General features: G+C 40.8%; 23 protein-coding genes. 2 read left to right on the top strand and 21 right to left on the bottom strand.

The window, feature by feature from the left end; translation table 11 throughout:
- Nucleotides 1–87 precede the first annotated feature (87 nt).
- From AAAA78_RS07860 to AAAA78_RS07840, 5 genes are all read right to left on the bottom strand, one after another.
- Nucleotides 88–1950: a polysaccharide biosynthesis protein gene (locus tag AAAA78_RS07860; protein WP_340591250.1), complete on the bottom strand. Its 1863-nt coding sequence runs from the start codon at nucleotides 1948–1950 to the stop codon at nucleotides 88–90.
- A gap of 13 nt (nucleotides 1951–1963) precedes the next feature.
- Nucleotides 1964–2569: a sugar transferase gene (locus tag AAAA78_RS07855; RefSeq protein ID WP_340591249.1), complete on the bottom strand. Its 606-nt coding sequence runs from the start codon at nucleotides 2567–2569 to the stop codon at nucleotides 1964–1966.
- Entirely contained in the window at nucleotides 2560–3750 is a 1191-nt protein-coding gene (locus tag AAAA78_RS07850) for a DegT/DnrJ/EryC1/StrS family aminotransferase (RefSeq protein ID WP_340591247.1), read from the bottom strand. The genes AAAA78_RS07855 and AAAA78_RS07850 overlap by 10 nt, the downstream gene beginning before the upstream one ends.
- Nucleotides 3751–3820: 70 nt before the next feature.
- Nucleotides 3821–4495: a class I SAM-dependent methyltransferase gene (locus AAAA78_RS07845; RefSeq protein ID WP_340591246.1), complete on the bottom strand. Its 675-nt coding sequence runs from the start codon at nucleotides 4493–4495 to the stop codon at nucleotides 3821–3823.
- Between the two features lie 65 nt (nucleotides 4496–4560).
- Complete coding sequence (locus AAAA78_RS07840) at nucleotides 4561–5787, bottom strand: glycosyltransferase family 4 protein (RefSeq protein WP_340591244.1); 1227 nt, start codon at nucleotides 5785–5787, stop codon at nucleotides 4561–4563.
- Between the two features lie 95 nt (nucleotides 5788–5882).
- Here AAAA78_RS07840 and AAAA78_RS07835 point away from each other — a divergent pair, with 95 nt between their 5' ends.
- Entirely contained in the window at nucleotides 5883–6527 is a 645-nt protein-coding gene (locus tag AAAA78_RS07835; protein WP_340591243.1) for a PIG-L deacetylase family protein, read from the top strand.
- A gap of 22 nt (nucleotides 6528–6549) precedes the next feature.
- On the opposite strand, the gene AAAA78_RS07830 is transcribed toward AAAA78_RS07835, so the two are convergent.
- The 16 genes from AAAA78_RS07830 to AAAA78_RS07755 all read right to left on the bottom strand — a co-directional run bounded on the left by AAAA78_RS07830 (nucleotide 6550) and on the right by AAAA78_RS07755 (nucleotide 24106).
- Nucleotides 6550–7470, bottom strand: a complete 921-nt coding sequence (locus tag AAAA78_RS07830; protein WP_340591241.1) for a hypothetical protein — start codon at nucleotides 7468–7470, stop codon at nucleotides 6550–6552.
- Between the two features lies 1 nt (nucleotide 7471).
- The gene (locus AAAA78_RS07825; protein ID WP_340591240.1) at nucleotides 7472–8866 is read right to left on the bottom strand and encodes an MBOAT family O-acyltransferase; all 1395 of its coding nucleotides are present in this window, start codon (nucleotides 8864–8866) and stop codon (nucleotides 7472–7474) included.
- Nucleotides 8867–8944: 78 nt separating this feature from the next.
- Nucleotides 8945–9796, bottom strand: a complete 852-nt coding sequence (locus AAAA78_RS07820) for a UDP-3-O-(3-hydroxymyristoyl)glucosamine N-acyltransferase (RefSeq protein WP_340591239.1) — start codon at nucleotides 9794–9796, stop codon at nucleotides 8945–8947.
- Nucleotides 9797–9798: 2 nt separating this feature from the next.
- Nucleotides 9799–10647 carry an AAC(3) family N-acetyltransferase gene (locus AAAA78_RS07815; RefSeq protein ID WP_340591237.1) on the bottom strand — a complete coding sequence of 283 codons (849 nt, stop codon included), beginning with the start codon at nucleotides 10645–10647 and terminating at the stop codon, nucleotides 9799–9801.
- Nucleotides 10641–11879, bottom strand: coding sequence for a hypothetical protein (locus tag AAAA78_RS07810; protein ID WP_340591236.1), 1239 nt, complete (start codon nucleotides 11877–11879; stop codon nucleotides 10641–10643). Before AAAA78_RS07810 ends, AAAA78_RS07815 begins: the two co-directional genes overlap by 7 nt.
- 2 nt (nucleotides 11880–11881) lie before the next feature.
- Nucleotides 11882–12961 carry a non-hydrolyzing UDP-N-acetylglucosamine 2-epimerase gene (gene wecB, locus AAAA78_RS07805; RefSeq protein WP_340591235.1) on the bottom strand — a complete coding sequence of 360 codons (1080 nt, stop codon included), beginning with the start codon at nucleotides 12959–12961 and terminating at the stop codon, nucleotides 11882–11884.
- Nucleotides 12958–14073 (bottom strand): glycosyltransferase, encoded by a 1116-nt coding sequence (locus AAAA78_RS07800; RefSeq protein ID WP_340591233.1) that lies wholly within the window; start codon nucleotides 14071–14073, stop codon nucleotides 12958–12960. The genes wecB and AAAA78_RS07800 overlap by 4 nt, the downstream gene beginning before the upstream one ends.
- 15 nt (nucleotides 14074–14088) lie before the next feature.
- Nucleotides 14089–15195 (bottom strand): N-acetyl sugar amidotransferase, encoded by a 1107-nt coding sequence (locus AAAA78_RS07795; protein WP_445291976.1) that lies wholly within the window; start codon nucleotides 15193–15195, stop codon nucleotides 14089–14091.
- Between the two features lie 91 nt (nucleotides 15196–15286).
- Nucleotides 15287–16705: a hypothetical protein gene (locus tag AAAA78_RS07790; protein WP_340591230.1), complete on the bottom strand. Its 1419-nt coding sequence runs from the start codon at nucleotides 16703–16705 to the stop codon at nucleotides 15287–15289.
- The gene (locus AAAA78_RS07785; protein ID WP_340591228.1) at nucleotides 16702–17472 is read right to left on the bottom strand and encodes an AglZ/HisF2 family acetamidino modification protein; all 771 of its coding nucleotides are present in this window, start codon (nucleotides 17470–17472) and stop codon (nucleotides 16702–16704) included. Before AAAA78_RS07785 ends, AAAA78_RS07790 begins: the two co-directional genes overlap by 4 nt.
- Nucleotides 17472–18092 (bottom strand): imidazole glycerol phosphate synthase subunit HisH, encoded by a 621-nt coding sequence (gene hisH / locus AAAA78_RS07780; RefSeq protein WP_340591226.1) that lies wholly within the window; start codon nucleotides 18090–18092, stop codon nucleotides 17472–17474. The genes AAAA78_RS07785 and hisH overlap by 1 nt, the downstream gene beginning before the upstream one ends.
- A 21-nt stretch (nucleotides 18093–18113) precedes the next feature.
- Nucleotides 18114–19409 (bottom strand): oligosaccharide flippase family protein, encoded by a 1296-nt coding sequence (locus AAAA78_RS07775; RefSeq protein ID WP_340593633.1) that lies wholly within the window; start codon nucleotides 19407–19409, stop codon nucleotides 18114–18116.
- 129 nt (nucleotides 19410–19538) lie between these two features.
- Nucleotides 19539–20114, bottom strand: coding sequence for an acyltransferase (locus AAAA78_RS07770; RefSeq protein WP_340591225.1), 576 nt, complete (start codon nucleotides 20112–20114; stop codon nucleotides 19539–19541).
- On the bottom strand, nucleotides 20111–21001 hold the full coding sequence (locus AAAA78_RS07765; RefSeq protein WP_340591223.1) for a Gfo/Idh/MocA family oxidoreductase: 891 nt from the start codon (nucleotides 20999–21001) through the stop codon (nucleotides 20111–20113). The genes AAAA78_RS07770 and AAAA78_RS07765 overlap by 4 nt, the downstream gene beginning before the upstream one ends.
- A 3-nt stretch (nucleotides 21002–21004) precedes the next feature.
- The gene (locus AAAA78_RS07760; RefSeq protein WP_445291998.1) at nucleotides 21005–22309 is read right to left on the bottom strand and encodes a nucleotide sugar dehydrogenase; all 1305 of its coding nucleotides are present in this window, start codon (nucleotides 22307–22309) and stop codon (nucleotides 21005–21007) included.
- Nucleotides 22310–22435: 126 nt separating this feature from the next.
- Nucleotides 22436–24106 carry an LTA synthase family protein gene (locus AAAA78_RS07755; protein ID WP_340591219.1) on the bottom strand — a complete coding sequence of 557 codons (1671 nt, stop codon included), beginning with the start codon at nucleotides 24104–24106 and terminating at the stop codon, nucleotides 22436–22438.
- 114 nt (nucleotides 24107–24220) lie between these two features.
- Here AAAA78_RS07755 and AAAA78_RS07750 point away from each other — a divergent pair, with 114 nt between their 5' ends.
- Nucleotides 24221–25459, top strand: coding sequence for an O-antigen ligase family protein (locus AAAA78_RS07750; protein WP_340591217.1), 1239 nt, complete (start codon nucleotides 24221–24223; stop codon nucleotides 25457–25459).
- Nucleotides 25460–25461 lie beyond the last annotated feature (2 nt).

Here is a 25461-nt window from a genome sequence, read left to right as displayed (position 1 = left end):
GTATTAACTTTTTCCTGTTTACCAAAGAACCCAATGAAGTACGAGTCGTCAAACTCAAACAAAATAGTCCGCTAAACTCTTTGATTCTCAAGTTATAAGTTCCGAAGCAGGTTTATATTCACAGACAAGTTCTTTGAGAAGTAGTTTAGATTTCTCAACCTCCCCTACCTCACATGCTTGCCTCATTAATTCTAATTTGGAGAAGAGGATGGAAGCTTCGATCATTCCCTCTACAGCTCTCATAATTCGCGGATGATGGGTTTTTTCAACATTATCCCCGATGAGAAGCTCCTCATACAATTTTTCTCCAGGACGAAGACCTACGTACTCGATAGAAATATCTCCAGCTCCAGTCAGTGGATCCCGAACTTCAAGACCACTGAGCTCAATCATTTTCTTTGCGAGATCTACAATCTTAACGGGCTCACCCATATCAAGTACGAAGACATCTCCCCCTTTACCCATAGCCCCTGCTTGAAGAACTAACTGAGCAGCTTCGGGAATTGTCATAAAATATCTCGTAACCTCAGGATGTGTTACGGTTACGGGACCACCAGCACGAATTTGCTCTTTGAATAACGGCACAACTGAACCCGAAGAGCCTAAAACATTTCCAAAGCGAACCATCGTAAATCGCGTTGGATTTTTCTCTGACTTTGCAATGGCTTGCAGAACCAGCTCGGATAAACGCTTAGATGCGCCCATTACATTCGTCGGTCGCACAGCTTTATCTGTTGAAATTAGAACAAAGTTTTCTACACCGCTTTCAATACTAGCTTGAGCGACGGTGAGCGTTCCAAACACATTGTTTCTGACACCGGGAATAATATTCGCTTCCACAAGCGGAACGTGCTTATACGCAGCCGCATGATAAACAGTTTGCACGCGATATTGGTTCATTGTTTTTAAAAGATGTTCTTTATTTAGAACGTCTCCAAGAACAGAGTGAATTTCAAGATAAGCGTAGTTTTTTCGCAGCTCTTGTTCGATTTTGTACAAAGCAAATTCGTTCTGCTCGAAGAGAATAATTTGCTTTGGACCGTTCTGAACGATTTGACGACACAACTCTGAACCGATGGAACCACCAGCTCCCGTCACCAAAACACTGCGATCTAAAATGCAACTTGCAATGAGATCTTGGAACGGCGGAACGGGATCTCTTCCTAAAAGATCCTCGACACCAACATCACGGATGTCTTCGATACGCACGCGCCCATTAACCAATTCCCCCATACCAGGAAGAGTTTTTAATACAACGTCTTTTCCTTCAAATTTTTGAATGATTTCCTTGCGGCGAGTTCGTGTCGCCGAAGGCATCGCAATGAGTAGTTGTCGGCAATTATTAACAGCCATGACCTCAAGAGCGTCTTCGGGATCATGAACACGAATGCCAGCAACGTTTCTTCCTCTTAACTCCTCATTGTCATCAAAAAATGCAACGGGACGATACTCAGGGCCTGATAAAAGGGCGATCGCAGTTTGCAATCCTGCCCTTCCCGCTCCGTAAATAGCCACAGGTTGTCTGTGATCTTCAATTCGCTCAAGACTTCGCATTAGACCACGCGCAATGAAGCGACTCGATACGATATAAGCGACAGCAATAACCCAATAGATAATGACTGATGAACGCGGCAAGGCCGTTGCTCTTCCCATCACAACAACTGCAAGCAACAACAAAACTGAGAGAGTTACACCGTAAATAACTGTATAGATAATTTTATCATCCAAATAACGGATCACCGCACGGTAGAGGCCAATGCGAATAAAAATAGGCACCGTGACAAAAGGAACTGCAAAAAATAACCAAAGGTAGCTTGATACATCAGGATCGAATGAGCCAACACGCAAAGCAACTGCTGACCAAAGGGCAAGAGGCAACAATACGACGTCGCAAATAAGCATCAATAGAATTTTATACTTACGGGGCAAAGTCGCAATTATTTGAAACATGGACCTCTAACCTTTAACGAGAAATAAATATCTCTTTAAGGGTCAAAAATATCAACTTTAAATCTTCTGATAACGAAGCCCTAGCTACATATTCAAGATGGTATTTTAACTTGATAGGTAGAATTTTTTCGACATAGTCCTTTTCGGGATCTGCGGAGCCACCTAATATTTCGTTTTCATCTTTGAATTCAATTGAGGCTCTATCGGTGATTCCAGGGCGTACTGACAGTGCTTTTTCTTTCACGCCAGCTGGATACTTATCAACATATCGCGGCACTTCGGGGCGAGGCCCCACAAAACTCATGCTCCCCACCAGCACATCTATGAGTTGGGGCAACTCGTCAATTTTATACTTTCTTAACAATTCGCCAGAACGAGTGACCCGTGCATCGCGCCCTACAGTTAATTGCGGACCAATCTTTTCAGCATCGGTCCTCATCGTGCGAAACTTATGAATTCTAAAAACTCTTCCGTTAAGTCCCACTCGGGTTTGACGAAAAAAAATGGGGCCAGCGGAATCCATTTTAATCCATAAAGCGATTAGAATAAACAAAGGCGAAAGAACGACCAATCCGATCATCGCCAACACGAAATCAAAAACGCGTTTCCCTAACCACATAGAATCTCACGAACCGCCTTAATGACTCGTTGCTGATCTTGATCCGTCATTTTCGTATACAGTGGCAAACTCACGGCATTGTTGAAGCTCTCTGTTGCCATCGGGAAATCCTCAGATTTCAAAGAGTAGGTATCACTCCAGTAGGGTTGCAAATGCAGAGGAATAAAATGAACGCTTGTTCCAATGCTTCTTTCTGCCATTTGTACAATAAATTGTTCTCTAGAAACTTTTGGAGTTTGCAAGCGAACAACGAAAAGATGCCATGCATGCAGATCTGTCGGTTTTGCCGCCAACGGTGGAAGTTCCAGAGGTAAATCAGCCAATTCTTTTAAATAAACTTCCGCCATTTGCTGACGACGTTCCTGGAACTTATTGGCTTTTTTCAACTGATGAATACCCATTGAAGATGCGATGTCAGTCAGGTTGTATTTAAATCCTGGAGCAATCACTTCATAGAACCAAGCCGGTTTTGTCGAAGTGTATCTATCAAAGGCATCGCGACTAATTCCGTGCAAACGCATGACTTTCATTCGCTTTGCCAATGCCGGATCGCGCGTAACAATCATACCACCTTCACCTGTCGTGATGGTTTTCGTGGCATAAAACGAAAAGACCGTAATATCTGTCTCTAAGGTCCCGATAAGTTTTCCGTCATATAGAGTCGGCAACGCATGAGCGGCATCCTCTACGATTTTCAAATTGTGCTTACGAGCAATACGAATAATTTCGTTCATATCACAGGACAAACCTGCAAAGTGGACTGGAATGATGGCTTTTGTTTTTGCCGTGATTTTTTCTTCGATTTTTTTCGGATCGATATTGAAAGTTTTAGGATCGATATCTACGAACACTGGGTGCGCTCCGAGATAACGGATCACTTCGCCCGTCGCCGTGAATGTGTAGGTTGTTGTGATGACTTCATCACCGGGGCCAATGCCCAAAGCCTCTAACGCTAGATGCAATCCAGCTGTGGCAGAGTTCACGGAAATCGATTCTAAGCCGTCACCCAAGTATTCCGTGAAGTCAGATTCAAATTGTTTTGTTTTTGGTCCCGTTGTCACCCAGCCCGATCTGAGCGAATTGACAACTTCTTGAATTTCTTCTTCTCCAATATCCGGCAAGGCAAAAGGCAAAAAACTAGTCACTTGAATACCCCACAATGCGCAGGCAGTCTCCGCCATTCTCTATCCCGGCGCAAGTACAAACTGCATACCTTCTGAAAACAAGAACTAGATTTTCCTCACCGGACTTCTATTTTTTCTTCAAGACAGCCGTAGTGATGTATTTAGAATTATCGGATAAAAAACAATCGAAGTGGCGGTCAAAAAGATAAAATAAACTTCTCATCCTTTTGCCAATGGCAAAGGGAGCTAAAAAGCCAATACTTTTAAACTCGACAAACTCGAAGTCCTCAAAAATTTCACGCATTTCATCTGGAGTAAAATAGGACCAAGAATTTCCCCAACGACGAAATACTCTCCTCACTAACCGATGTAGGAAAGTTCCTGACGCATTTTCTGCAAATAAAATAAGCCCACCTGGTCTCAAAGCTTTCGACAATTCTTGCGCAACGGATTTCGCCAGCTTAATATCATTTCTTCGAGCGACTCCCCCTAAGACAGACTTGAATATAATGACGTCGAATTCATTCTGTAGACCAATGTTATGCACATCTAGAGCTTTATAGTGGATTTGCCCAGAGTACTCAAACCGCTTATGAGATTTATAAGCCACTGTCTCAGGACTCTCCAAATCCGAACAAACAACAAAATTTCCGTTCATAGCCAGCATCAGAGACAACCCACCTCTTCTTGCTCCGATCTCTAGACATCTTGCACGGCCACTAGGAATGTAATCCCGCCATACTTCATAGCTACGAGACCAGTTAGGTACATCCCATTCAAAATATAATTTCATTAAATCCATCACGTAATTCAATAGTACACTCTTTATCGATATTCACTAAAAACTTGTTTATCGCTTCTTATGACTTAATCAAAAATTCCTTCGATGAATTTCTGGGCCAAATATGGGTACGTCTTCGACCGCAGGACAAACTCACGACCGTTATTTCCCATCTTTACTCTTTCTTCAGTCGACATTCTCATTACATCTCGAATAGCTTGGGCTAGCTCCGCAGCATTCTCCGAACTTACTGAAATACCGCTCTTCGACTCATCGACCCAATTATTTCCGGCTTCAATAGCATATAGAATTGGTTTTCCAGCCATCAAATAATCCAGAAGTTTATTGGGGGAAACTCCATAGCGATAGAGAGAACTCTTCGGTGCCCCGATAAAAGTTGCATCAACTTCGGCCAAAAAACTCGGGATTTGTTGTTTCTCAATCGAGCCATAAAAATAAATATTCTTTAGGTCCTCTGCCTCACACATCTCGATCAATTTTTCTTTTTCTGGTCCACTTCCAAGAATAACAAGAGAAACGTTTTCTTTCTTCAAAAATTTAATGGCGTCGACTAACGTACCAACAGAGTTGGCTAAACCTAAATACCCAGTGTAGCCTAGTATCAAATGTTGCTTTGCACGTAATTTTTTACATAGATCATCAAGATCTTGCGGCATAGCTTTCACAGAGATCCATTCGTCTTCAACGACACCATTAGAAACAGCGACAAAACGGTCCTCAGAAAGCCCATGTTCTTGCATATATGGGAAAGCGGCTTCGAGCATACTCACAACTCTATCGACGTTACGGTATGAAAAGTTCTCCGCCCACTGAAGCAACACAACGAAGGGATTCATTTTCGAAAGCCCTCCAATTTCAGTCAAAGTAAGCGGCCAAAGATCATGGACTTCATGAATGACTTTCGCCTTTGAAAATTTAGCAATTAACAGCGCAGGAATAACATCCAATGGATAGGTTGATGATGCCACAACTACCTGCGGCATAAATTGTTTAGCAATTTTTCGTGAATTGAAAAGAAGCTTAAATACAAAAGTAAAGATATTCAGTAAACGGCCTAGCCCATTACCAGTGTATTCGGGGGTTTTAAACCAATAGTAGGAAAGTCCCTGAATGTCTTCGAACTGAAAATCCTCGGACACTACCGGATTCTTTTGTCGCAAATGCGAATAAGAAGCTCCCAAAATGGCGACTTTGTGTCCTTTCTTACTCCACTCACGCCCTAGATAAAAGGGACGAAACTCCATTCCCAACTTAGGAGCTCCAGCATAGTGATTGATAAAAAGTATATTCATTTTAAGCTCCATGCTGCAATGACGATAAGTTATAGAATACGGCTTTGTTGACTGCAATACATATGCTCTGATTAATTATAAATTTTGAGGTTTCAATGATTTCGAGCAATCAGGTTAAAAGAGTACTTGTTTTAGCACCACACACTGACGATGGTGAGTTTGGGTGCGGTGGTAGTATAGCTAAGTTGATCGAAGAAGGGGCTGATGTTTACTATGCGGCCTTCTCGGCCTGCGAACAGTCTGTTCTTAAAGAGTTCCCTCCCGACATACTTATTTCTGAAGTTAAAGAGGCCACAGCTGAACTTGGAATAAAGAAGGAGAATCTGATTTTATTTAAATATGAAGTCAGAACTTTTAACTTTCGACGACAAGAAATTCTACAAGATCTTGTCGATCTAAAAAAGAATATCAATCCTGATCTCGTCTTCATGCCAGCTACAAGCGATATGCATCAAGATCATAGCACGATTGCTCTTGAAGGCTTAAGAGCCTTCAAGTTGACAAGTATATTAAGTTATGAAGTCCCATGGAACAATCTTAGCTTTAATACTTCGTCCTTCGTTCATCTTGAGGATAGACATGTGGAAAAGAAAATCAATGCTCTTCGCCTTTATAGGTCACAAGCTCATAGACCTTATGCCAATGAAGAGTTTATTAGATCCTTAGCACGAACAAGAGGTGTCCAAATTGCAACTACTTATGCAGAAACATTCGATGTCGTGCGATGGATAATTAAATAATTTTTTACCAAGGTACGTAAATCTATTTAGAGGTCATTGTTTCCTTCGAGCGCCTGCCGACCGCTTCGGCAAGAACACGACTCAACCTAACGGCATCACCTGCCGTTAAATGGCTTCCATCATAAGAGGTCCACTCACCTTCAACAGGTATCTGCATTGCCCCAGCGTCCGAAAGTAATTTAAAAATATTTGATGAATAAAAGCCAGTTTGCTTTTCTTCAACATCCCAAAGATCTTTCGATATAGGGGGAACGAAAAAATAGACCTCTATTTTTTCATTTTTCCACTTTTTAATTCTATCGAGAAGTCCCTCAATTACGTGCCCCGATATATGATTTTTCTCAAATGTTTCTTTATAGGACTTAATTGCCTCTCGACTATTTCGAACTTGATAATCTGAAGCCACAAACCCATTGAGATGATATGTTTGAAGATAATTTTTATCTCCATTATTTAGCTCAAATAATTTAGGCCCTGTCAGTATCATGAAAGACTCACAACAAAGTATTGCAAATCGATCAATAGTGGGCTTCAGTGTCCACTCTTTAAGATGAAGATTCTTAGCTGATTCCTCGGTCAATGAATTGGCCGTAAGACCAATAATTATTATTCTTTCCCCATTAGATCTCAAAAAACTTTCAGCTAGATCAAAAAGAGGTGAACTCATTCCCGCGCTTGAGAACCCTAAGTTCATACCATTCATATCTAAGTAGCTCGAGATAATTTCAGTATCTACACCTCGATAAATGCGAGAATCTCCAATCACTACAAAATCTTTATCTTTCGTAGGGGTTGATTTTGCAGCCCACATCTGTCTCGAACGGGCCTCGACTATTATATTTTCCACGGAAACAACTCCGCGAGAAAATAGGTATAAATACATAACTCCAGTAAGAATTATAGATAGGAGAAGTATAAATTTAATGTTTTTAAGTGCACTCATATTAAAACTGAAAGTAAATAAACGTTGAGCCAGGCCCACGACCAAAAATACAAAATACTATCATTGTTGCCATCACGATCTTTACGAGCCTAGTAGGATAATACTGTTCAATCGCAGTTTTTGATTTTGAGAATTCATATAAATGAGGCACCAGCGCTAGCAAAATTAAAAAAATCTGCTTTAGGGAAATCAAATTGTCACCTCCGCTTAAAGTAAGCATCGCGAGATATATATTCTTTGCTTGTTGAAGACTCTCAGCCCTGAATAAAACCCAGGCGAAAGTTACCATCAAAAATGTAATAAGCACGACGAGATGCTTATTGATCTTTTGATGCCAACGTACTTCGTGTTCAAATGATAAAAACATCGCATGAAGGGCTCCCCATGCAACAAAAGTCCAACTAGCTCCATGCCAAAATCCGGATACTAACATTGTGATCCACGTATTTAAGTGACTACGGATTTTTGAAACTTTACTCCCACCAAGCGGTATATAAAGATAATCTCTAAACCAAGAGGATAAACTTATGTGCCAACGCCGCCAAAAGTCCGAAAATCCATGCGAAATATATGGCGAGTTGAAATTAAGTTTAAATTCAAACCCAAGAAGATTTGCGAGCCCTCTTGCGATGTCCGAATACCCACTAAAATCACAGTAAATCTGAATAGAGAATGAAAACATAGCTATCCACCAACTGAGGCCAGAAACCGAATGCGTTCGGGCGAAAGCTTCATTGACATAGGGGGCAAGATTATCCGCAATGACGAGCTTTTTAAAGTATCCCGCCAATATTAAATTAAATCCTTTCCAAACCATCTCGTTACTAGGCTGGGGATTGCGTTCAAGCTGCGGTAATAAATTGGCAGGACGCTCAATTGGGCCAGCCACTAGCCTTGGAAACATCGAAAGAAATGCAAAATACTGAAACACATTTTTTGTAGGTTTAATATGACGGTGATAAACATCAATTGTGTAACTTAAAGATTCAAAAGTATAAAAGCTAATACCTATTGGAAGCACCAGAAACACACTAGGAATATTGCTTGTCAAAGAAACATTCCAACCGAAATATTGGCCCAGTTCCTCAAAGTTATTAGAGAAAAAAACAGTGTATTTAAAAAGTGCCAAAACTGTAAGATTTGATATGACAGAAAAACACATCAAAATCAGTCGTTTGTTATCCCCTTTTGTACGATCTATCGTCAGAGCTAATATAAAATCAAATAGTCCCGTAGCAATCAAAAGACCTAGAAATTTCCAGTCCCACCAACCGTAAAAGAAGAATGAAGCAACCGTTAAAAGAAACCATCGACCTTCGCGGCGATTTCGAAGAAAATACCAGATCGAGAAGAATACTCCGATAAATATAAAGAACGCGAAAGATGTAAAACTCATGTTAAAAACAATTTAAATATAAAAAAGTTATCAATATACTGAGACAAAAAATCCTGCTAATTGTACTACTCGATCTACTCAATCAATCTTACGGAGAACTCTCCCCGGGTTTCCAACAATTACAGATTTAACCTCCACGTTTTTTAAAACTACCGATGCCAAACCAACATAAGACTCATCCTCAATCTTAATTTTTTCCTTTATAGATACATTGGGACCGATCCAGACTTTATTTCCTACCTGAACCCCACCGCTAAATTCGGCACAAGCCGTAATTATAGATGACTCCCCAACAGAACAATTGTGTCCGAAATGAACATGATCATCAAACTTCGTATTGTTTCCGATCATTGTTGGCTCCATTGTACCTGAAACCACAGTGACTAGAGCTCCTATGTCGACATTATCGCCGATAATAACACCTCCAACATGAGGTACATGAATTGGAACTCCATGTTCATCTCGTTCGTATCCAAAGCCACGGTTGCCTATCACAGAATTCGGCCCTATAATACAGTTTTTCCCGATTGTAACGTTTGAGCGAATAACTGCATTCATTCCAATTATGGTATTTTCACCAATTACTACGCCATCCTCAATTACAGCATTTTGTCCCACACGAACTGATGGGTGGATATCATGACGATCACCGAAGCTATCTAGATACCCATTTTCAATTAGATATTTAAGAGCCCTTGCATAATACAATCTGGGAGCGGGTACTTCAAAACCGCTACCTTCTGAAATAGCGGGAGCAATCACGCACCCCTTGAATGAGCTGCCTAATGGCTTACTGGAGAATGTTAGTGATTCCTCGTTTGCTTTTGTGAATGGTGCTACATTGCCAATTAAAAAGTCTGTCCCTTTGGAAGACCAACCCAAATAAGCCGCAAGGTCATATAAAGAAACTTTCTTTCTCAAATTTTTCATAATCACCTCTTCCCAAAAATTTTCTTTAGAAATAATGCAACGATTGTTTTTGGAATTCGCAATAATTCGTAACCACGCATACCACAAGTAAGACAATCAGCACGACCGCAGTCCACAAAAGTTGGATGTCCCTTTAGCAAATCCAACTCAGTTCTAAGAGCATTTCTAGCAGAAGGAACTACAAGAGTATATGCACTCCCAATCCAACCGGAGATAAGATTTTTATCTTCTATGTAGGACAAGTAGAACTTCCCAAAACTAAGACTACAACCTGGACTCTCGATAGGAAGCCACTTTTTAATAATGTTTTCTTTTTGGATCCATCCCCTTTGGAGATATCGGACAAAATGTTTCTGACTCAATCCTAGTTCGAATTGAGCAACGTGAACTGTCGAAAAACCAGGGCTTTCGTTCACACATCCCATGAGAATCATCTTCCCATTCATCTCAGCAAGGTGCTTGATAGGCAGAAAACAGGCCGCACTCTCGTCATGTCCACTCAATAGATCTAATGCCTTAGGGCCAATTGCGACAAATGAGTGAGAAGGGTGACTCGACCTTTTCATTTCTGGATGCTTCAAAAAAAGTTTAGAGACAGCTCCAGAAATAGGAATAGTATCCAAAGAAATGAGGTTTTTTTTCTTCTCAAAAATATTTTGAATCTTATTAAATGCCGGTGCGAGAATTGTTCCTTGAGGCCCCACTGCCTCTTTTAGGCCATTTACAATGACATCAAATAAGTCTCCATCGACTTTTCCTAGAGCTCCTAAGCTAGCTCTAATATAAACTATGTCGTTTTCCTGAATTCCAAGGCTTTTTATCTGCCTTACAAACTCTTCTTTAGTTAGCATGATATAAGCCCCTTAATAGCTTTTAAAAGTTCATTTTGAAAACCCAAGGCAAAATCGCCGCGAAGATCAAATAGAGGAATAAAATCTTTTCCTTCGTATCCTCCCTCATCGACCTGATCTTCCGTGGGAAGATAACCAAAAACGTCCTCGAAATAACTACAGATAAAAACTTTTCGTCCCCACCTGTTACTAATGATCTCTTGATATTGTGATGAAACTTCCGCGCCGACAAAAAGGAAAATACTATCGCCGACGCCCGAAAGAACTCCCAACGGATATTTGATGTCTTCTCCAGAGAGGCGGCTAAGGGACTTTAAAGCAAGACTTACCCGAGACCATTTGGGCGTTGACGAAACAGTAATCTTTGCTGAATCAAATGCATCTAGAATGGCATCACTCAAACTTTTATTAAAATATTCATACTGAGACTTTGTCGGATATGAAAAAAAAGTCGATTGAAAAGGAAACCGTAAACGACGAATAAGTTCCGTCTTGCCTGATTCATTTGTAAAAGCAGGCCGCACATCACCTGCAGGACCCGGCAAAAATACAACAGGTAAATTTTCGTTATTTAGTTTCTTTCTAAAGTAGGTTCGAATCGCCCCAGGGTAATCCGAAGAAATTTGCTCTCTTCCTGGAGTCGTCACAGGATGACACGTGAAACGCCAGAAGATGGCCGTCACTACGCCTCCGGCATCGCGAACAAAAAAACATGTCACACGTTGATCAATAGAAATATCTGGATTTGGTAAAAGGGCTACCTTGTAAGCTAAAAATGGGTTGCGGGCGAAAAGACCAAAAGCCTTTTTTCTACGAAAAACAGCCACATTCGCCTGACTTTCACCACAATATATTTCGGATTTTTGAGTCGTCGATCGTTCTTTTATGGCTTCAACAAGCTTATCTGCAACAATCTCAAAATATTCTTGATCATAGATACCAAGTTTCGTTTTATTCCGATCAAGAAAAGGAGCTCCATGCGTGTGAGAGGCTATAAGAACCGCTTGCACACCGGTCCTCTCTTCAATAATTTTTCGTAACTCACTAGTCACATAAAGAGTATCAAGCTGAATAAGGGCCAGCGGTTTTTCACAATTTTCCCAAACTAACCCATTGGCTTCAAGACGAGAAAATACTTTTTCGATGTTACGATCTAAACTTCCGTATCCTGCCACATTGCAAGGTAGATTTGGAGTGATGTCTACCTTAAAACTCGAAATCTTTAAATCCAAGCTCAAACTCCCCTGACCATAGCATCAACAATCGCCTGTGACGCCTTTCCATCGCCGTATGGAAAAATTTTTTTCCCCATTCTGTTCAATCTAGAAAGTACGCCATCACGGACAACCTCTTTAGATAGTGGAGGCACAAGAATATTCCAGCCACCCTCGATGAGCTCCTCCCATTCAGTCTCATCCCTCAAGGTTACACACGGAACTTCATAGAAAAAAGCTTCCTTCTGAACCCCTCCAGAATCCGTCGCAATTAAGGCAGAGGTATGTTCCAATGTAACCATATCAAGATATCCAATTGGATCAATAAGCTTAAGCTCCTTTGAAGGTTTAAACCATTCCGCATCGAGTAAATACTTTTTAGTGCGCGGATGGATTGGGCAAACTACAGGCATTTTTTCTGCCACATCGTTTAACCCCAAAAAGATTGCCTTTAACCGATCTATATTATCGGTATTCTCCTGTCGATGGCAGGTTAGCAAAATAAACTTTTTTTCTTCCAGTCCGAGACGTTGTAATAAGATCTTATTTTTATTAGCCAATGAGCCATAGTACTGAGACACGTCATACATCACATCGCCCACTACTGAGATCTTCGTACTAGGGATTCCTTCTGAAATTAAATTTTTTCTTCCCAGTTCCGTTGGGGAAAACAAAATAGAACTAAGGTGATCGGCCATGATACGGTTCACTTCCTCAGGCATCGCGCGATTAAAGGAACGAAGACCTGCCTCCACATGAGCAATAGGAATATGCAATTTAGCTGCCGCTAGGGCTCCTGCCAGCGTAGAATTGGTATCACCATATATAAGAACCCAATCAGGCTTTTCCCCAAGCAAAACAGTTTCGATAGATTCAAGCATTCTTCCTGTCATTTCTCCGTGCCGAGAGCTTCGAATTTCAAAATTGTATCGCGGTGTAGGAATCCCCAACTCTTTAAAAAAGATATCAGACATATTTGCGTCATAATGCTGCCCAGTATGGACTATAACTTCCTCAACATTTCTTTTGGGAAACTCTCGAGAAACCGCAGAGGCTTTAATAAACTGAGGTCTCGCACCTACTACCGTTACTACTTTCATCTTACCCCTCGTTCCAAAATACTCTGATATAGTTGTACCAGCTTCTTTTCTTCCGATCCCCAATTCAAGTGAGCTTCGACGGCATTTCGCCCTCGCTCTCCCATATTCTCAATATTTTTTTCAGACTCTAAAATTTTTAAAAGCCCTTTTCTTATTTCGTCTACGTTTTGAGGATCCACACAAACACCGGCATCATACCCTTCAACAATGCTTCTCCATAAATCAAAGTGAGATGCCAAAACCGGAAGTCCTACAGCCATATACTCAAAAAGTTTATTTGGCTGTGCATCCGTATGATTTGGTTCAGGATGATATAGCAAAAATCCCAGAGAAGACGTCTCCATTACCTCAAAAACTCTAGCTCTTTCTACACTACCAAGATAACAGACATTTTCCCAACCTGGGGTACTTTCTAATTCACTCTTTAATTGTTGATTTTCCATTGGACCAGCCATCACCAACTTAACATCAAGACCTTGAAGAGCGCGTACCATCTCCAAAGCCCCCCGAACTCGTGTGATCCCGCCCGTATAACAAATTTGCTTCGGGTCACGTTTTCTTAAAGACTTAGCCACAATTTCTTGCTCTAGAGGATAATTGTTAACGACAACTACCGTCCGGTTTATATGAGAGAATCGCTTGCCAATATGTGGAGTCGCCGTAACCACGGCTATTAGTCGTCGAGATACAAAGTTTTCAAAGATTTCGACACAAAATGATATGACATTGCGAAGCCACAGCGGAATGTAGTGTTTGCTATAGATCTGGCGAGGAAGATCCTCGTGGGAATCATAGATAACCCGAAACCCTTCTAACCTAAGAAGCAATCCTACTATTAGCAACTCAGGATCATGAAACTGATAAATATCGGCATTGAGCTTTCTTGCCTTAGCCCAAACTTTCCATGGCATTATAAAAAAACGACTCCAACGCCCTCCTCTGTGCCCCAGGTCCAAAAGCTGAACTCCAACTTTTTCTTCGTCTCCGGCGCCATCGGCCACAACCATGAATACTTCAAAACCAGCTTTTGCAAGACTAGCACACTCTTTCAAGAGAATGCGTATATCATGTCGCGGGTGAGCTGATGTTAAATGTGCTATCCTCTTTTTCATATTGCGATCCTAGGCCTACGAATAAACTCTTACTTTTCGACGTAAAGTTCTCTCTGCGATTTTTTGCAACATCTTGAGTCGAGCGTGAAGATTATTCCAATTTGCAAAGTCAGTGTAATCATGAATAGGAGCTTGCATACAACGTTCAAATTCCTCACGAGAGATTCTAAGTTTTTTGCAGAAATAAGAAATATCAGTTTCCAACTCATTGGCATCATAAAGAGGTTTCGCTAACTCAGCCAACGCTTGTTCTCGCGTCATCTGACCGGAGACTATCAGACTAGATAAATGTGGCTTTCTCTTATCGAATCCAAATTTTGTAGGAAGATAATAGTTCTGGAAAAATTTTGTAAAAATAGATTCCCCATGCTTGCGCCCATACGGACGCCATCCGATTTCCTTTTGCAAGAACTCAACAGCCATATTTTTATCGTATGGCATATAGTTGAGAGGACGGAATGTACGCATACCTTTAATAAAGGGATAATAAAAATAATACTGAAAGAAGCTGATCAGAGGGTAACTCTTCAGCTTACGACTACCAAAAGCCTTATGAATCGCTTTCAAGTTAATGGCGTCCATAGCGCTTCCATGCCACGTTTTAGGAGATATCCCTTCGGTAGCAATATTTCCACCGCTCAGAATATATTTAATATTATTCTTCGTAGCATAGTGATACAAGGCTGCAAAAAAAGCGTGATCCTGCGGAACATCCTGATTAGCAATAGCAGATCTGAAATACGCCAATTGCAAATCTCTCATGTCCTCCCAATCAATAACGTGAGTATGAAGATCATAGTTACAATGCTTTACAATTTTTTCGATATTTCCTACGGCAATTTCACTATTCCACCCGGCGTCGACATGTACAACCAAAGGTCGTAACCCCCACTCTTTCACCTTCAGCGCCATATAAGAACTGTCGATGCCACCACTAAGACCTATGATACAATCATATTCCTGCCCACGACCTTCCTTCTTAATATTCTCGACAATGGCTTCAAGACGCTTTTTTCCCTCAGCATTAGGAAACCAGTTTTTTGTCGTCACACTATCAAACTCAGAACAATGACTGCAGACCCCTTTTTCATCAAAGGTAATGTTTGAATCAGTCGTATCCATCACACATCGAACACATTGACGATAAGCAAGTTCACTTTTCTCCACTAAATTTCCCTTTTTCTGTTATCCAAAAAACATGAACAGATTTTTCTTAACAATCTGTAGTCTGCCTTTGCCAAATCCAACGGTTAAGACAATAAAGTACAATAACAATGCCCACTAGTAAAAAATAGCCATGACTTAAAATGACGGTCGCATAACCGGTCTGTGCAAAAATAAAACTATAATAAAGACACATAGCCATAAATGGAACTGACAAGACGCGCCCCAGAGTTCCGGCCAATATGAATGCAAAATCCATTGCTAATATGCCCAAAACCGACATCAAAATTGACCAATAGCCAAAGTAAATAAAATTAACAAAAACAAACGATGTGGGGGCCATAATGGATTCACCGGCTTGATATTCTTCTCCATAAATTCGCTTCACATATTTTTGGGCAAAAACATTCGCCATTTTTTTACTTTCAGGAGAATATAAATAGTACGGCCGTGCGCCAGAATAGATGCCTTCCTCTACATACCAGCCAGATATTGCAGCAGGAACAATAAAAATTCGATTAATAATTCCTTCAAAATAGCTGAGAAAACCATCCGTTCTTTGTGTTGTCCAAGATACCGGTGAATCAGCGTCCAATTGTTTCAACTCATAATTGTTAACTGCAAATAAAGAACAAATTCCTCCACGATTAGCCTCGGAATCATCAATCCGATTTACCCATGCCATACTAATCAATGCAGCAAGAGACAAGGCTCCAACAATAGTAAGCACTGCTGCTGGCAAAAACTTTTTAAATGATAAGCGATACCAAAGAGCCCCCAAAACAGCTAACGCGCAGTTCAGTATACCGACTCTTGCACCCGTAATTAGGAGATAGAATAAGACAAAGAGTAAAAGCGGCATTCCAAAAACTAGTAATGCAACTATATTTCTCCCTTTTGCGTTCAAAATTTTATCAACCCACAGAACGCACAAAAAAGGACAGACGCAAGAAAAACCAATTAGGTAAACATATCCCAGCCATTGTATCCCGGCCAACTTAAGAGACATTTCCCTTAATATAACAAAATGTTTTGGATCACAGAGTAAAGAATAAAGTCCCGTATGCATGAAGCTAATCTGAGAGAAATACAAAGTAACGCACGTAATTAAGGAGCCCACTAATCCCAGAAGAACAACCGACTTATACTTCTCTGAAAACTGCGAAGATATCTTCGGAGAATTGTTCTCCGTCTTTTTATAAAACCAGTAAATTGCACACAAAGAAAAGAAAATAACAGCAGATAATAGCAAAACTGCATTATCTATGAAAGGAGACATTCGCTTAATATGCTCATTAAGCAGTTGAGATGGAAGCAGATAAACACAATAAAGAAAAGCCACAAAAACAATTGACGGTCGTACGAAAAAAGAAAGTTCTCTTTTGAAAAAAAGTAACCAACCAACAAATGAAATGGTTGCGAGGTTAAATATAATACTAAATAAAAACGGCAAAGAAGCTGACATCATTGACTGACCTTACTATTCAGAGCGCTAAGATCATCACTACTAGGATAGCTAATAAGAACGGCGCGGTGCTTTCCATGAAATACGAACATGCTGCCCGCAGCAACAGCAGACGCACCCACCCTAAGCGCTTCTGAGAAATGAAATAATTCGCCAGCTCCTCCTACAGCAACGACAGGAATCGATACGGCAGAAGAAACTTCCTTAATAAGCTTTAAGTCATATCCTTTCATTACTCCATCATTTTCGATGGCACTTACTATAATTTCCCCCGCCCCAGCCTGTTCCGTCTCGCGGGCTAAATTTTCTGGTGATATCTTTAGATCAACTGATCCGGAACTCCCATAGCAAGAATACCCACCCAAAAAGACTTTTTTCTTACAATCAATTGAAACCACAATACTTTGACTTCCGAATACTGCAGCCGCACTCGACACCACGTCCAAATTTCTTGCCGCCGAGTTGATTGTAATTTTCTCCACACCGCAATCAAAGACCCTTCTAATTTGATTAAGATTGGAAAGTCCTCCTCCATAATTGACAGGCATAAAACATTCGCCAGCAATTTCCTCAATCAAAGAGTAATCAGGCTCTCGGTTCTCGCGAGTTGCAGAAATATCAAAGATAGTAAGCTCGTCGACTTCTTTTTCGTTGAATATTCTAACGGCATTTACAGGATCACCGACATAAACTGCGTCCTTAAACTGTTTCGTCTTCACAAGACTTCCATTATCGATTAATAAAACTGGAATTACACGATTTCGATACATTATCTTGCCTCGAGAAAACTTCTTAGAAGTGACATACCGAACTTATGACTCTTCTCAGGATGAAATTGGACACCGTAAATATTTTCTTTCACGACTCCTGAGGCAAAATCATGTCCATAATATGTATTAAATAAAACTTGAGACGAGTCGTGAACATCCATATAGTATGAATGCACAAAATAAAATCGTGGATCTTGCGGCAGATCTCTGGTAACTGCACACATGTTTCTTGTACTCACAAAGTTCCAACCCATATGCGGAACTTTTAGATTACCTTCAGGAATAAATTTACGACATTCAAAATCTAACCAACCCAAGCCTAACTCTTTCCCTTCCTCACTGCTTCTCCCTAAAAGCTGGGAGCCTAGACATATGCCGAGAAAAGGAATTTTTGCTTCGAAGGCAAGCTTCGTCAAAGGATCTATAAACTCTCTCTCCCTTAACTTCTGCATACCCGCATCAAAAGCCCCGACGCCCGGTAAGATAACTCTTGCTGCTCCCGATAGCTCCCTTGGGTCTTTTGCCACGGTCGCTGAGTAACCAATACGTTTTACCATATTTACGACAGACGCAATATTCCCTGATCCGTAGTCAATAATAGTAACGTCACAATTCGACATCTATCCCCCCATGCAACATCATCATGCCCGCAATAGACTCAATAGGCTCATCCAGTCTTTTTTTAAAAGAAGATAAAGCCCAACAATACTTAAGAGCAGCAAAAGCGAAAGACCAGTAATTGCACTCCCTCCCGCATTCTGGACCAACAGCAGGAAGGAAAAAGATCCAAAAATAAATCCAATACAGCTAAAGATATAAATCAGGATGGGCGCAGTACTGACACCCATTTTTTTAAACAAAAACAATACCCAGTGAGAATAGTAAATAGAAAACAGAAGCGCCAAGACAAACACCGCGACCTTTGGATCTTCCAAAACTAAAATCAGATACGAGCCAAGTAAAATACCCGCAAGGCCATAGAAACACTCCATCAGAAAAACAATCTTCTGAAGTTTCAAAATATCATAGGCCCTATCTAGCCAGTTCGTGCATAGTAACAAAAATGATGGGATCAGCATTGTTTTGAATAACCAGGCTCCGCTGACCCATTGTTTTCCTAAAATTAGTGTTATGATTTCATCAGAATAAAACATCAAAACGCCGACGATAGGGGCTCCGCAAAACAAAATACTCTTGAAGATACTCCTCAGAGGCTTCTCTACATTATGAATACCAACCTCTGCAGCATATCGGAAGAATACAGGACGCACTGATGCACCCAGCAACGCACTAGGGGCATTCAATAGACGATCCGTTTGTGCGTAATAACCCAAAAAAGATGGATCTTTATAAGCACCAAATATAAGATAAAGCGCACGAACACGAATAAGTGAGAAAAAGGCGAAACCCATAGAGTATTTAGGAAATTGTGAATGAGCCCTAGCAATTCCTTTCAAACGTAACAGAGTCACCCTTTGCCAATGTACTCCAGTGTATTTTACAGTAGCAGACAATGAGATAAACTGCCCCGAAAAGCCTGCTATTATGATTGAAGTACCGGTCGCCCCCAATACTTGGCCTGCAAGAAATTGGAAAAGACTTGGAAGTACAGACATAGTTAAAATTGAAATGGAATATAAAGAAAACTTCCTGTGCCTGACTAACATTTGCAAGCACGATAAATGCACACAAAAAACAAGGACATTTATAGGAATCAGCAAGGCTCCATACCCAGTAAGGTACCCCAGAGACCATAACACGGGACTTAGGAAAACAGACAAAGTAGAAAATGCCAAGCCGATCAGTAGACATAGCATAAACATTATTCGCGCATTCTTTTCCGTTTTTATCAGAACCAAAGAATCCGAATATCGTGCAGTAGAAATACCACCGACAATCGTCACAATTGTGAAGTATATTGCCCATTGAGAAAACACTTCAGGCAAATAAGTACGAGAAATGAGAGGTATGAAAAGGAAGTTTGCTAATTGCCCAGCAAGAAGGGCCGATGATGTCTTAAATATACTGCGAAATGCTCCAAAACTCAAGCAATGCCCCAACCCTATCTACTCAGATAGCAATACATCACCATTGAGAACATATGTATCACCGGTCTTCGTACAAACCCACTTGCCTTTCCCAGATAGAGGTAACTCCACCCTTTCTCCATATTTACTCATCCAACCAATTTGTTTAGCAGGGACTCCAGCAACAAGCGCATACGCCTTTACATCCTTATTAACCACAGCACCCGCTGCAACAAAAGAGTATTCTCCTAAGGTTATACCACAAACAATTGTAGCATTTGCGCCGATAGAACTACCTTTTTTCACACGAGTATCTAAGTACTCATCTTTACGTACGACACCCGAACGAGGGTTAATTACATTGGTAAAGACCATACTAGGTCCGCAAAACACATCGTCTTCTAAGAACACATTGTCATAGATAGAAACATTGTTCTGAACTTTGCAGTTATCACCAATGACTACATTATTCCCAACATAAACATTTTGACCGAAAGAACATTTTTTTCCGATTTTAGCTTTTCCGCAGATATGGACCCAATGCCAAATGCGAGTTCCTTCACCTATCTCAGCTCCCTCATCGACGATAGCGGTCTCGTGTTTCGTGAAACTCACTTCATACCTCGAATTTGCTCAACAATACGAATAGCAGAACGAGCAGCCTCTAAACCATATCCCTTGCCTGAAAGAATATCGCCATAGACTCTTTTATGAAGCTCAGTAAATCCTTCCGAGAATTCGAACTCGGAACCATCAATTTTAATAGAACGGAAAGTTGTTTTTCCTGTCTTCACAGCTTCCGCAGGAAGCAAAGAACGGTCGATAGTTAAAGACCAACTCACATGGGCATTTTTTAATTTCAAGGTACCCTTTTCAACCGTCGCAGATTTTTCACTAACATCAACTGAGAGTGGTTCTCCAAAAATCCAGGTCAGCATGTCAAAAAAGTGAACGCCGATATTTGTAGACAATCCACCCGACTTGCGAACGTCGCCCTTCCAAGATTCGTGATACCATTGTCCACGAGAAGTCATATAAGTCAGATTGATCTCATGAGAATCTTTTTTCTCTGACTCAATCTTCTTTTTCAATGCAAGAATGGCATCATGAACGCGGAGCTGAAGAACCGTGTAGACCTTCTTGTCGAATTTTTTCTCATACGTCGCAAGCTCATCAATATCTTTTTCATTCAACACCAGCGGTTTTTCACAAATGGCGTGAGCTCCGTGACTAAGTGCAAACTTGATATGGGAAGAATGCATATAATTGGGCGTACAAATAGAGACATATTGAATCTCCTCAGATGTGCCCTTTTTTGAATCAATAAAAGATTCAAATCTCTCGAAATCGGTAAAGAACTGACAATCGGGAAAATAACGATCCATAATTCCTACGGAATCATTATGGTCGTAAGCCGCTACCAACTGATGTCCTAGTTCTTTGATTGCCTCTAAATGACGAGGAGCTATGTAACCACCAACGCCGATAATCGCAAAGTTCATATATTACGCCTTCACCAAATTCGGAACTGATTGACGGAACTTACCGCGTGTATCAACAAGCAACTTCGCATTTTTCAGAATCATATCGTAATCAAACTTGTCGTGATCTGTCGTTAGGACAACACAATCATAAGACTTGATGATTTCTGGGCTAAGCGACACTGATTTTAAATCAAACTTATGCTCGCGCATTTTTGGGAAAACTGGGACGTGCGGGTCACAGTAATCCAACTTAGCTCCATCATCTCTGAGTTTTTCCATCAAAAACACTGACGGAGATTCGCGCATGTCGTCGATATTCTTCTTATAAGAAATACCAAGAACCAAGACTTTAGAGCCTTTCACTGATTTCTCTCGTTCGTTGAGAGCTACAGCGATTTTCTTCATCACGTAGTTTGGCATTGTCGTATTGATTTCGCCCGCCAACTCAATAAAGCGAGTATGAATACCGTACTCTCGAGCCTTCCATGTTAGATAGAAAGGATCGATCGGGATACAGTGACCACCGATACCAGGGCCTGGACGATAAGCAACAAAACCAAACGGTTTTGTTGCGGCAGCATCGATAACCTCGTGGATATCAATGCCCATTTTATCAGCCACAATTTTCATTTCGTTAACAAGACCAATATTCACAGCACGGTGAATATTTTCTAATAGTTTTGTCATTTCAGCAGCTTTAGTTGATGAAACAGCCACTACTCTATCAATGACGGCACTATATAGTTCCAATCCCGCCTTCAAACAATTTTCAGTATGCCCACCCACAACCTTTGGAATTGTTCTCGTTGAAAAGTTCGGATTACCTGGGTCCTCACGTTCAGGAGAGAATACCAAAAAGATGTCTTCTCCAACTTTTAGTCCCTTGGATTCCACACGAGGCTTAAGTTCCTCATCTGTCGTTCCAGGATAAGTTGTACTCTCTAGGGATACCAATTGCCCCTTTTTTAAATATGGTACAATTGAATCAGTGGTATCCAAGACAAAGCTCAAATCTGGCTCACGGTATTTATTTAAAGGAGTCGGCACGCACAGAATGATAGCATCAACTTCAGAAATTCGTTGAAACTCAGACGTTGCTGAAAAGCCCGCAGACACGGCCTTTCTCACAGAGTCACTAGAAATATGCTCAATGTAACTTTGTCCGTCATGAATTTTTGAAACTTTGTTTTTATCAATGTCAAAGCCTAAGACTTTGAATCCCACTTCAGAAAAACGAAGAGCTAGTGGCAAGCCAACATATCCAAGGCCAACAATCCCAATATTCAACTGTTTGTCTGCTGCCCTCTTCAAAAAAACACTCAACACTTCAGACACAAAACTCCCCTTGCGATAGCATGAAATAGTGGAACAATATGACTATTCAATGACACTGTAAATAGGTGATTTATAAGCACAAAAAAGTTGCGCAGCATGGCGACAAAAAATCAGAAGCTATTTAAACAGCCGATCAGCATAAACCGCCTCAGGGTAATACTGACCAAGTACTTTCAAATCTACCAATGCCTCAGGATCCTTGCGGCAGACATCGGTAGAATATTGAAAGAACGCCTCTCGAACTCCAATATCTGCAGCTATTAACGCTGGAAGGCAGAACAAAGGACGTTCTTCCATCTTCTTCACGAATTCACTAATAAGAGACGAGTTCCCCAGCCCATAACCCTTAGCATACATAGGCACCTTGCCAAAAACAATCTGCTGGGCCTTGTCCAAATCTGCAAAGCGGAAGGACTCATTTCTAGAGCCAGTTAAAGTAAAGTAATCATCATTGAACTCATGTCGCTTATAAAACGACACCGTCATCGCCGGTTTATGATCCCCAAAAATCACAAACACTATAGGCCGATTACGACTCGCGGCCAGCTTCGCCGCTGCAGTTTGAAAGTCTAAAAACTGTTGCGTCGTTTTTTCAACCTTATCTTTATATGCCTGCTCGCCCCCGTCCCCATTAACATCGGGATAAGGGCCGTGAGTATATACTGTAATCAAAAATCCAAAGGTCTTTTTACCCGCTTTTAAATTAGCTTTATATTTACTCAGGACGGAATCAAAAAGGATTCGATCTTCGGCATACTTACCCCGCTCCGCTCCCTTGATATCGTCTACGAAATAGGATTGATGAAAACCAAATTTAGGGTGAACGATTTCTCGTTTCCAAAAGAAACCTACATTGGCGTGGGCGGAAAAAGTATCGTAACCGTGGTCCGCAAAAACTCTAGGAACAGCCTTTGCGTCCCCTGAATACTTTTCAGCATAATACTGAAAATCAATTCCTTTATGACGTCGACTAGGAAGGCCCGTCAGTACCTCGAACTCTGCCTCGGCCGTCATTCCACCGTAAACCGGGGAAACTACCGTTGCGTAAGAATACCCCTGCTCTTCAATTTTAGAAATCGGAGTGATAAAATTTCCGTTACTACTGGTGTAACAAGATTCACATAGAACAAGAAAAACATCTGGCGCATCTTTATCCAAAAATACTGATGCCGTAGCTGAGGTATCTTTGTATGGCAGGCTTCCTTTAGCAGGCACTCCCCCCATCGATAAAGTTAAAAAGACATGATTGAATATTCCATTTTCTTTAACATTTGTGACAAGATTCCAATCAACGTAAGTCACTCGTGCAAGTCGAAAAAGATAACTCACAGGATTAGTCTGTATTTCCGTTGGATGACTTTCCTGTACGCAGGATACCGATAAAAGGATGAACACGGGAAAGAAAACCCATTGCCTTTTTCGCAATGAAAAACCTTTCACCACACAGATTATAAGCCCCAACACCATTAACGGAATCACCCAGTCACTATAACTCTTTAAAAACAAAGCCTGCTTCCACGCAAAAATGTCCTCAACCTCAAACGGCGTATTGGTTAAAGCCAATTTCATCAAATGAATCCGAACTAAGAGACATTCCAAAAGAAAAACAAAAGTCGCGGAGGCATAGGGCCGCAAAACAACCAGAAAAGAAAAGTACATCAACCAAGGCATCAACAATTTAGACAGAAGTGTGGAGTGAAAAACGAGACCCTGCAGAGTCATACTAAAGATACTTAAAAATAGTAATGCCCAAGCCGTCTGGTTTTTTTGTGGCAGTTTAAAACGCATAAACCTGTGTAACACAGATTCTTAAAATTCTTAAGACCAGCTGTCACAATGTGCCATAATCCTGCTAGACGAAATCCCAGTGACAACCGAAAAAAGAGAAAATACTGTTCCTGGATGTCTATAACTAAATCATATTTTTTTTCGACTTTACTCATCTTCTTTTTCCCCCTCTCACTGGCCATTAATTTAGTCAACTTCTTCTGGATGGATATCGTTTTCGTTTTAATGACGTTTGCCGCGATCGCCGTTTCAGAAAAGACCTGGCCAAAAATTCAATCTACTTTTGGTTTAAAAAGTAAACTTTTGCTTTGCCTTTTCGGGGCTTATTTTCTATCTGGCATCCTTGGTTATGTTCTCTATAGCCCGATGCAGGCCAACGAACTTACTAAAATTGGAAATCTTAGATGGATCTGGGGATTCTTCGCGTGTTTTTCAGCAGGCTATTTACTAGCAAAAAGAAAAATTCAATTTAACTGGTATTTCTCTGCTCTTGTTTTGGTATTAATTTTTATTATCGCCAAACAATTGGATGAAACTTCAGGAACACTGATTTCTCGGGAACATCGAATTCAGGGACTTTATAGTAATCCCAATTACTTTGCTATGGCTGTTGCATTGGTTTGGGCAACCATGCTGCCTTTTGCAATCTATAATCAAAACAACAAGTCGCGAATTGGCGCAGCATTGGTTCTATTCTTTGCGGGGGTCATACTCATTGCCACTTACACTCGTACATCATGGATTGCTATGCTGGCAGCAGTGTCAGTGGCCTTGATCTACAGCAAGAACAAAAAAGCATTTGCTATATCGGCATTCGTCATCGGAGTTTTTTCACTGGCAATTCTGCTTAACTGGTTCGACCTAAAAGATCGCATTCTTTATTCATTTAATATTCAGACAAACAATTCCCAAGGAGAACGCTTTGCAGTATGGAACGCTGCTTGGCATCTCTTCCTTGATCACCCAACATTCGGAGTAGGTTTTGAATATGCTGCAAAATTATTTCGAGAGTACTATGTTAAATTGGGACAATCTACTTCGTACGTACCGGGACACACCCACAATCAGTTTTTTGATGTTCTAACGGGGGCGGGCATTGTGGGTCTTGCTGGCTTTCTAGGAGCATTTATTTCGGGTCTGGTTTTCTTTCACAAAAAATTCAAAAGCGCCACAGAAGTCATAGAGAAGCAACTGTCTTTGGGCGCCATCCTTTGCATAGTAGCCTTCTTCGGTTGCTCTTTCACAGAAACGCCAATTATCCAACAAGGACCTAGGAACTATATTCTAATCATCCTAGGATTCTCATACGGATACCTTTCAGGAAAAGATAAAAAGCAATTATCTTCAGAATAAGA

It is taken from the genome of Bdellovibrio sp. BCCA (genome assembly GCF_037996825.1).
Lineage (GTDB): Bacteria > Bdellovibrionota > Bdellovibrionia > Bdellovibrionales > Bdellovibrionaceae > Bdellovibrio.
The sequence above is the reverse complement of the archived record's forward strand: the minus strand, read 5'-3'. Positions and strand labels throughout refer to the sequence as shown.

Coding starts and splice junctions, on each gene's coding strand:
- AAAA78_RS07840 (WP_340591244.1), bottom strand. CDS start 5,787: ATGAATATACTTTTTATCAATCACTATGCTGGAGCTCCTAAGTTGGGA.
- AAAA78_RS07860 (WP_340591250.1), bottom strand. CDS start 1,950: ATGTTTCAAATAATTGCGACTTTGCCCCGTAAGTATAAAATTCTATTG.
- hisH (WP_340591226.1), bottom strand. CDS start 18,092: ATGTCGAATTGTGACGTTACTATTATTGACTACGGATCAGGGAATATT.
- AAAA78_RS07765 (WP_340591223.1), bottom strand. CDS start 21,001: ATGAACTTTGCGATTATCGGCGTTGGTGGTTACATAGCTCCTCGTCAT.
- AAAA78_RS07845 (WP_340591246.1), bottom strand. CDS start 4,495: ATGGATTTAATGAAATTATATTTTGAATGGGATGTACCTAACTGGTCT.
- AAAA78_RS07830 (WP_340591241.1), bottom strand. CDS start 7,470: ATGAGTGCACTTAAAAACATTAAATTTATACTTCTCCTATCTATAATT.
- AAAA78_RS07855 (WP_340591249.1), bottom strand. CDS start 2,569: ATGTGGTTAGGGAAACGCGTTTTTGATTTCGTGTTGGCGATGATCGGA.
- wecB (WP_340591235.1), bottom strand. CDS start 12,961: ATGAAAGTAGTAACGGTAGTAGGTGCGAGACCTCAGTTTATTAAAGCC.
- AAAA78_RS07750 (WP_340591217.1), top strand. CDS start 24,221: ATGTCTATAACTAAATCATATTTTTTTTCGACTTTACTCATCTTCTTT.
- AAAA78_RS07790 (WP_340591230.1), bottom strand. CDS start 16,705: ATGATGTCAGCTTCTTTGCCGTTTTTATTTAGTATTATATTTAACCTC.
- AAAA78_RS07795 (WP_445291976.1), bottom strand. CDS start 15,195: ATGGATACGACTGATTCAAACATTACCTTTGATGAAAAAGGGGTCTGC.
- AAAA78_RS07755 (WP_340591219.1), bottom strand. CDS start 24,106: ATGCGTTTTAAACTGCCACAAAAAAACCAGACGGCTTGGGCATTACTA.
- AAAA78_RS07820 (WP_340591239.1), bottom strand. CDS start 9,796: ATGAAAAATTTGAGAAAGAAAGTTTCTTTATATGACCTTGCGGCTTAT.
- AAAA78_RS07785 (WP_340591228.1), bottom strand. CDS start 17,472: ATGTATCGAAATCGTGTAATTCCAGTTTTATTAATCGATAATGGAAGT.
- AAAA78_RS07815 (WP_340591237.1), bottom strand. CDS start 10,647: ATGCTAACTAAAGAAGAGTTTGTAAGGCAGATAAAAAGCCTTGGAATT.
- AAAA78_RS07835 (WP_340591243.1), top strand. CDS start 5,883: ATGATTTCGAGCAATCAGGTTAAAAGAGTACTTGTTTTAGCACCACAC.
- AAAA78_RS07800 (WP_340591233.1), bottom strand. CDS start 14,073: ATGAAAAAGAGGATAGCACATTTAACATCAGCTCACCCGCGACATGAT.
- AAAA78_RS07825 (WP_340591240.1), bottom strand. CDS start 8,866: ATGAGTTTTACATCTTTCGCGTTCTTTATATTTATCGGAGTATTCTTC.
- AAAA78_RS07850 (WP_340591247.1), bottom strand. CDS start 3,750: ATGGCGGAGACTGCCTGCGCATTGTGGGGTATTCAAGTGACTAGTTTT.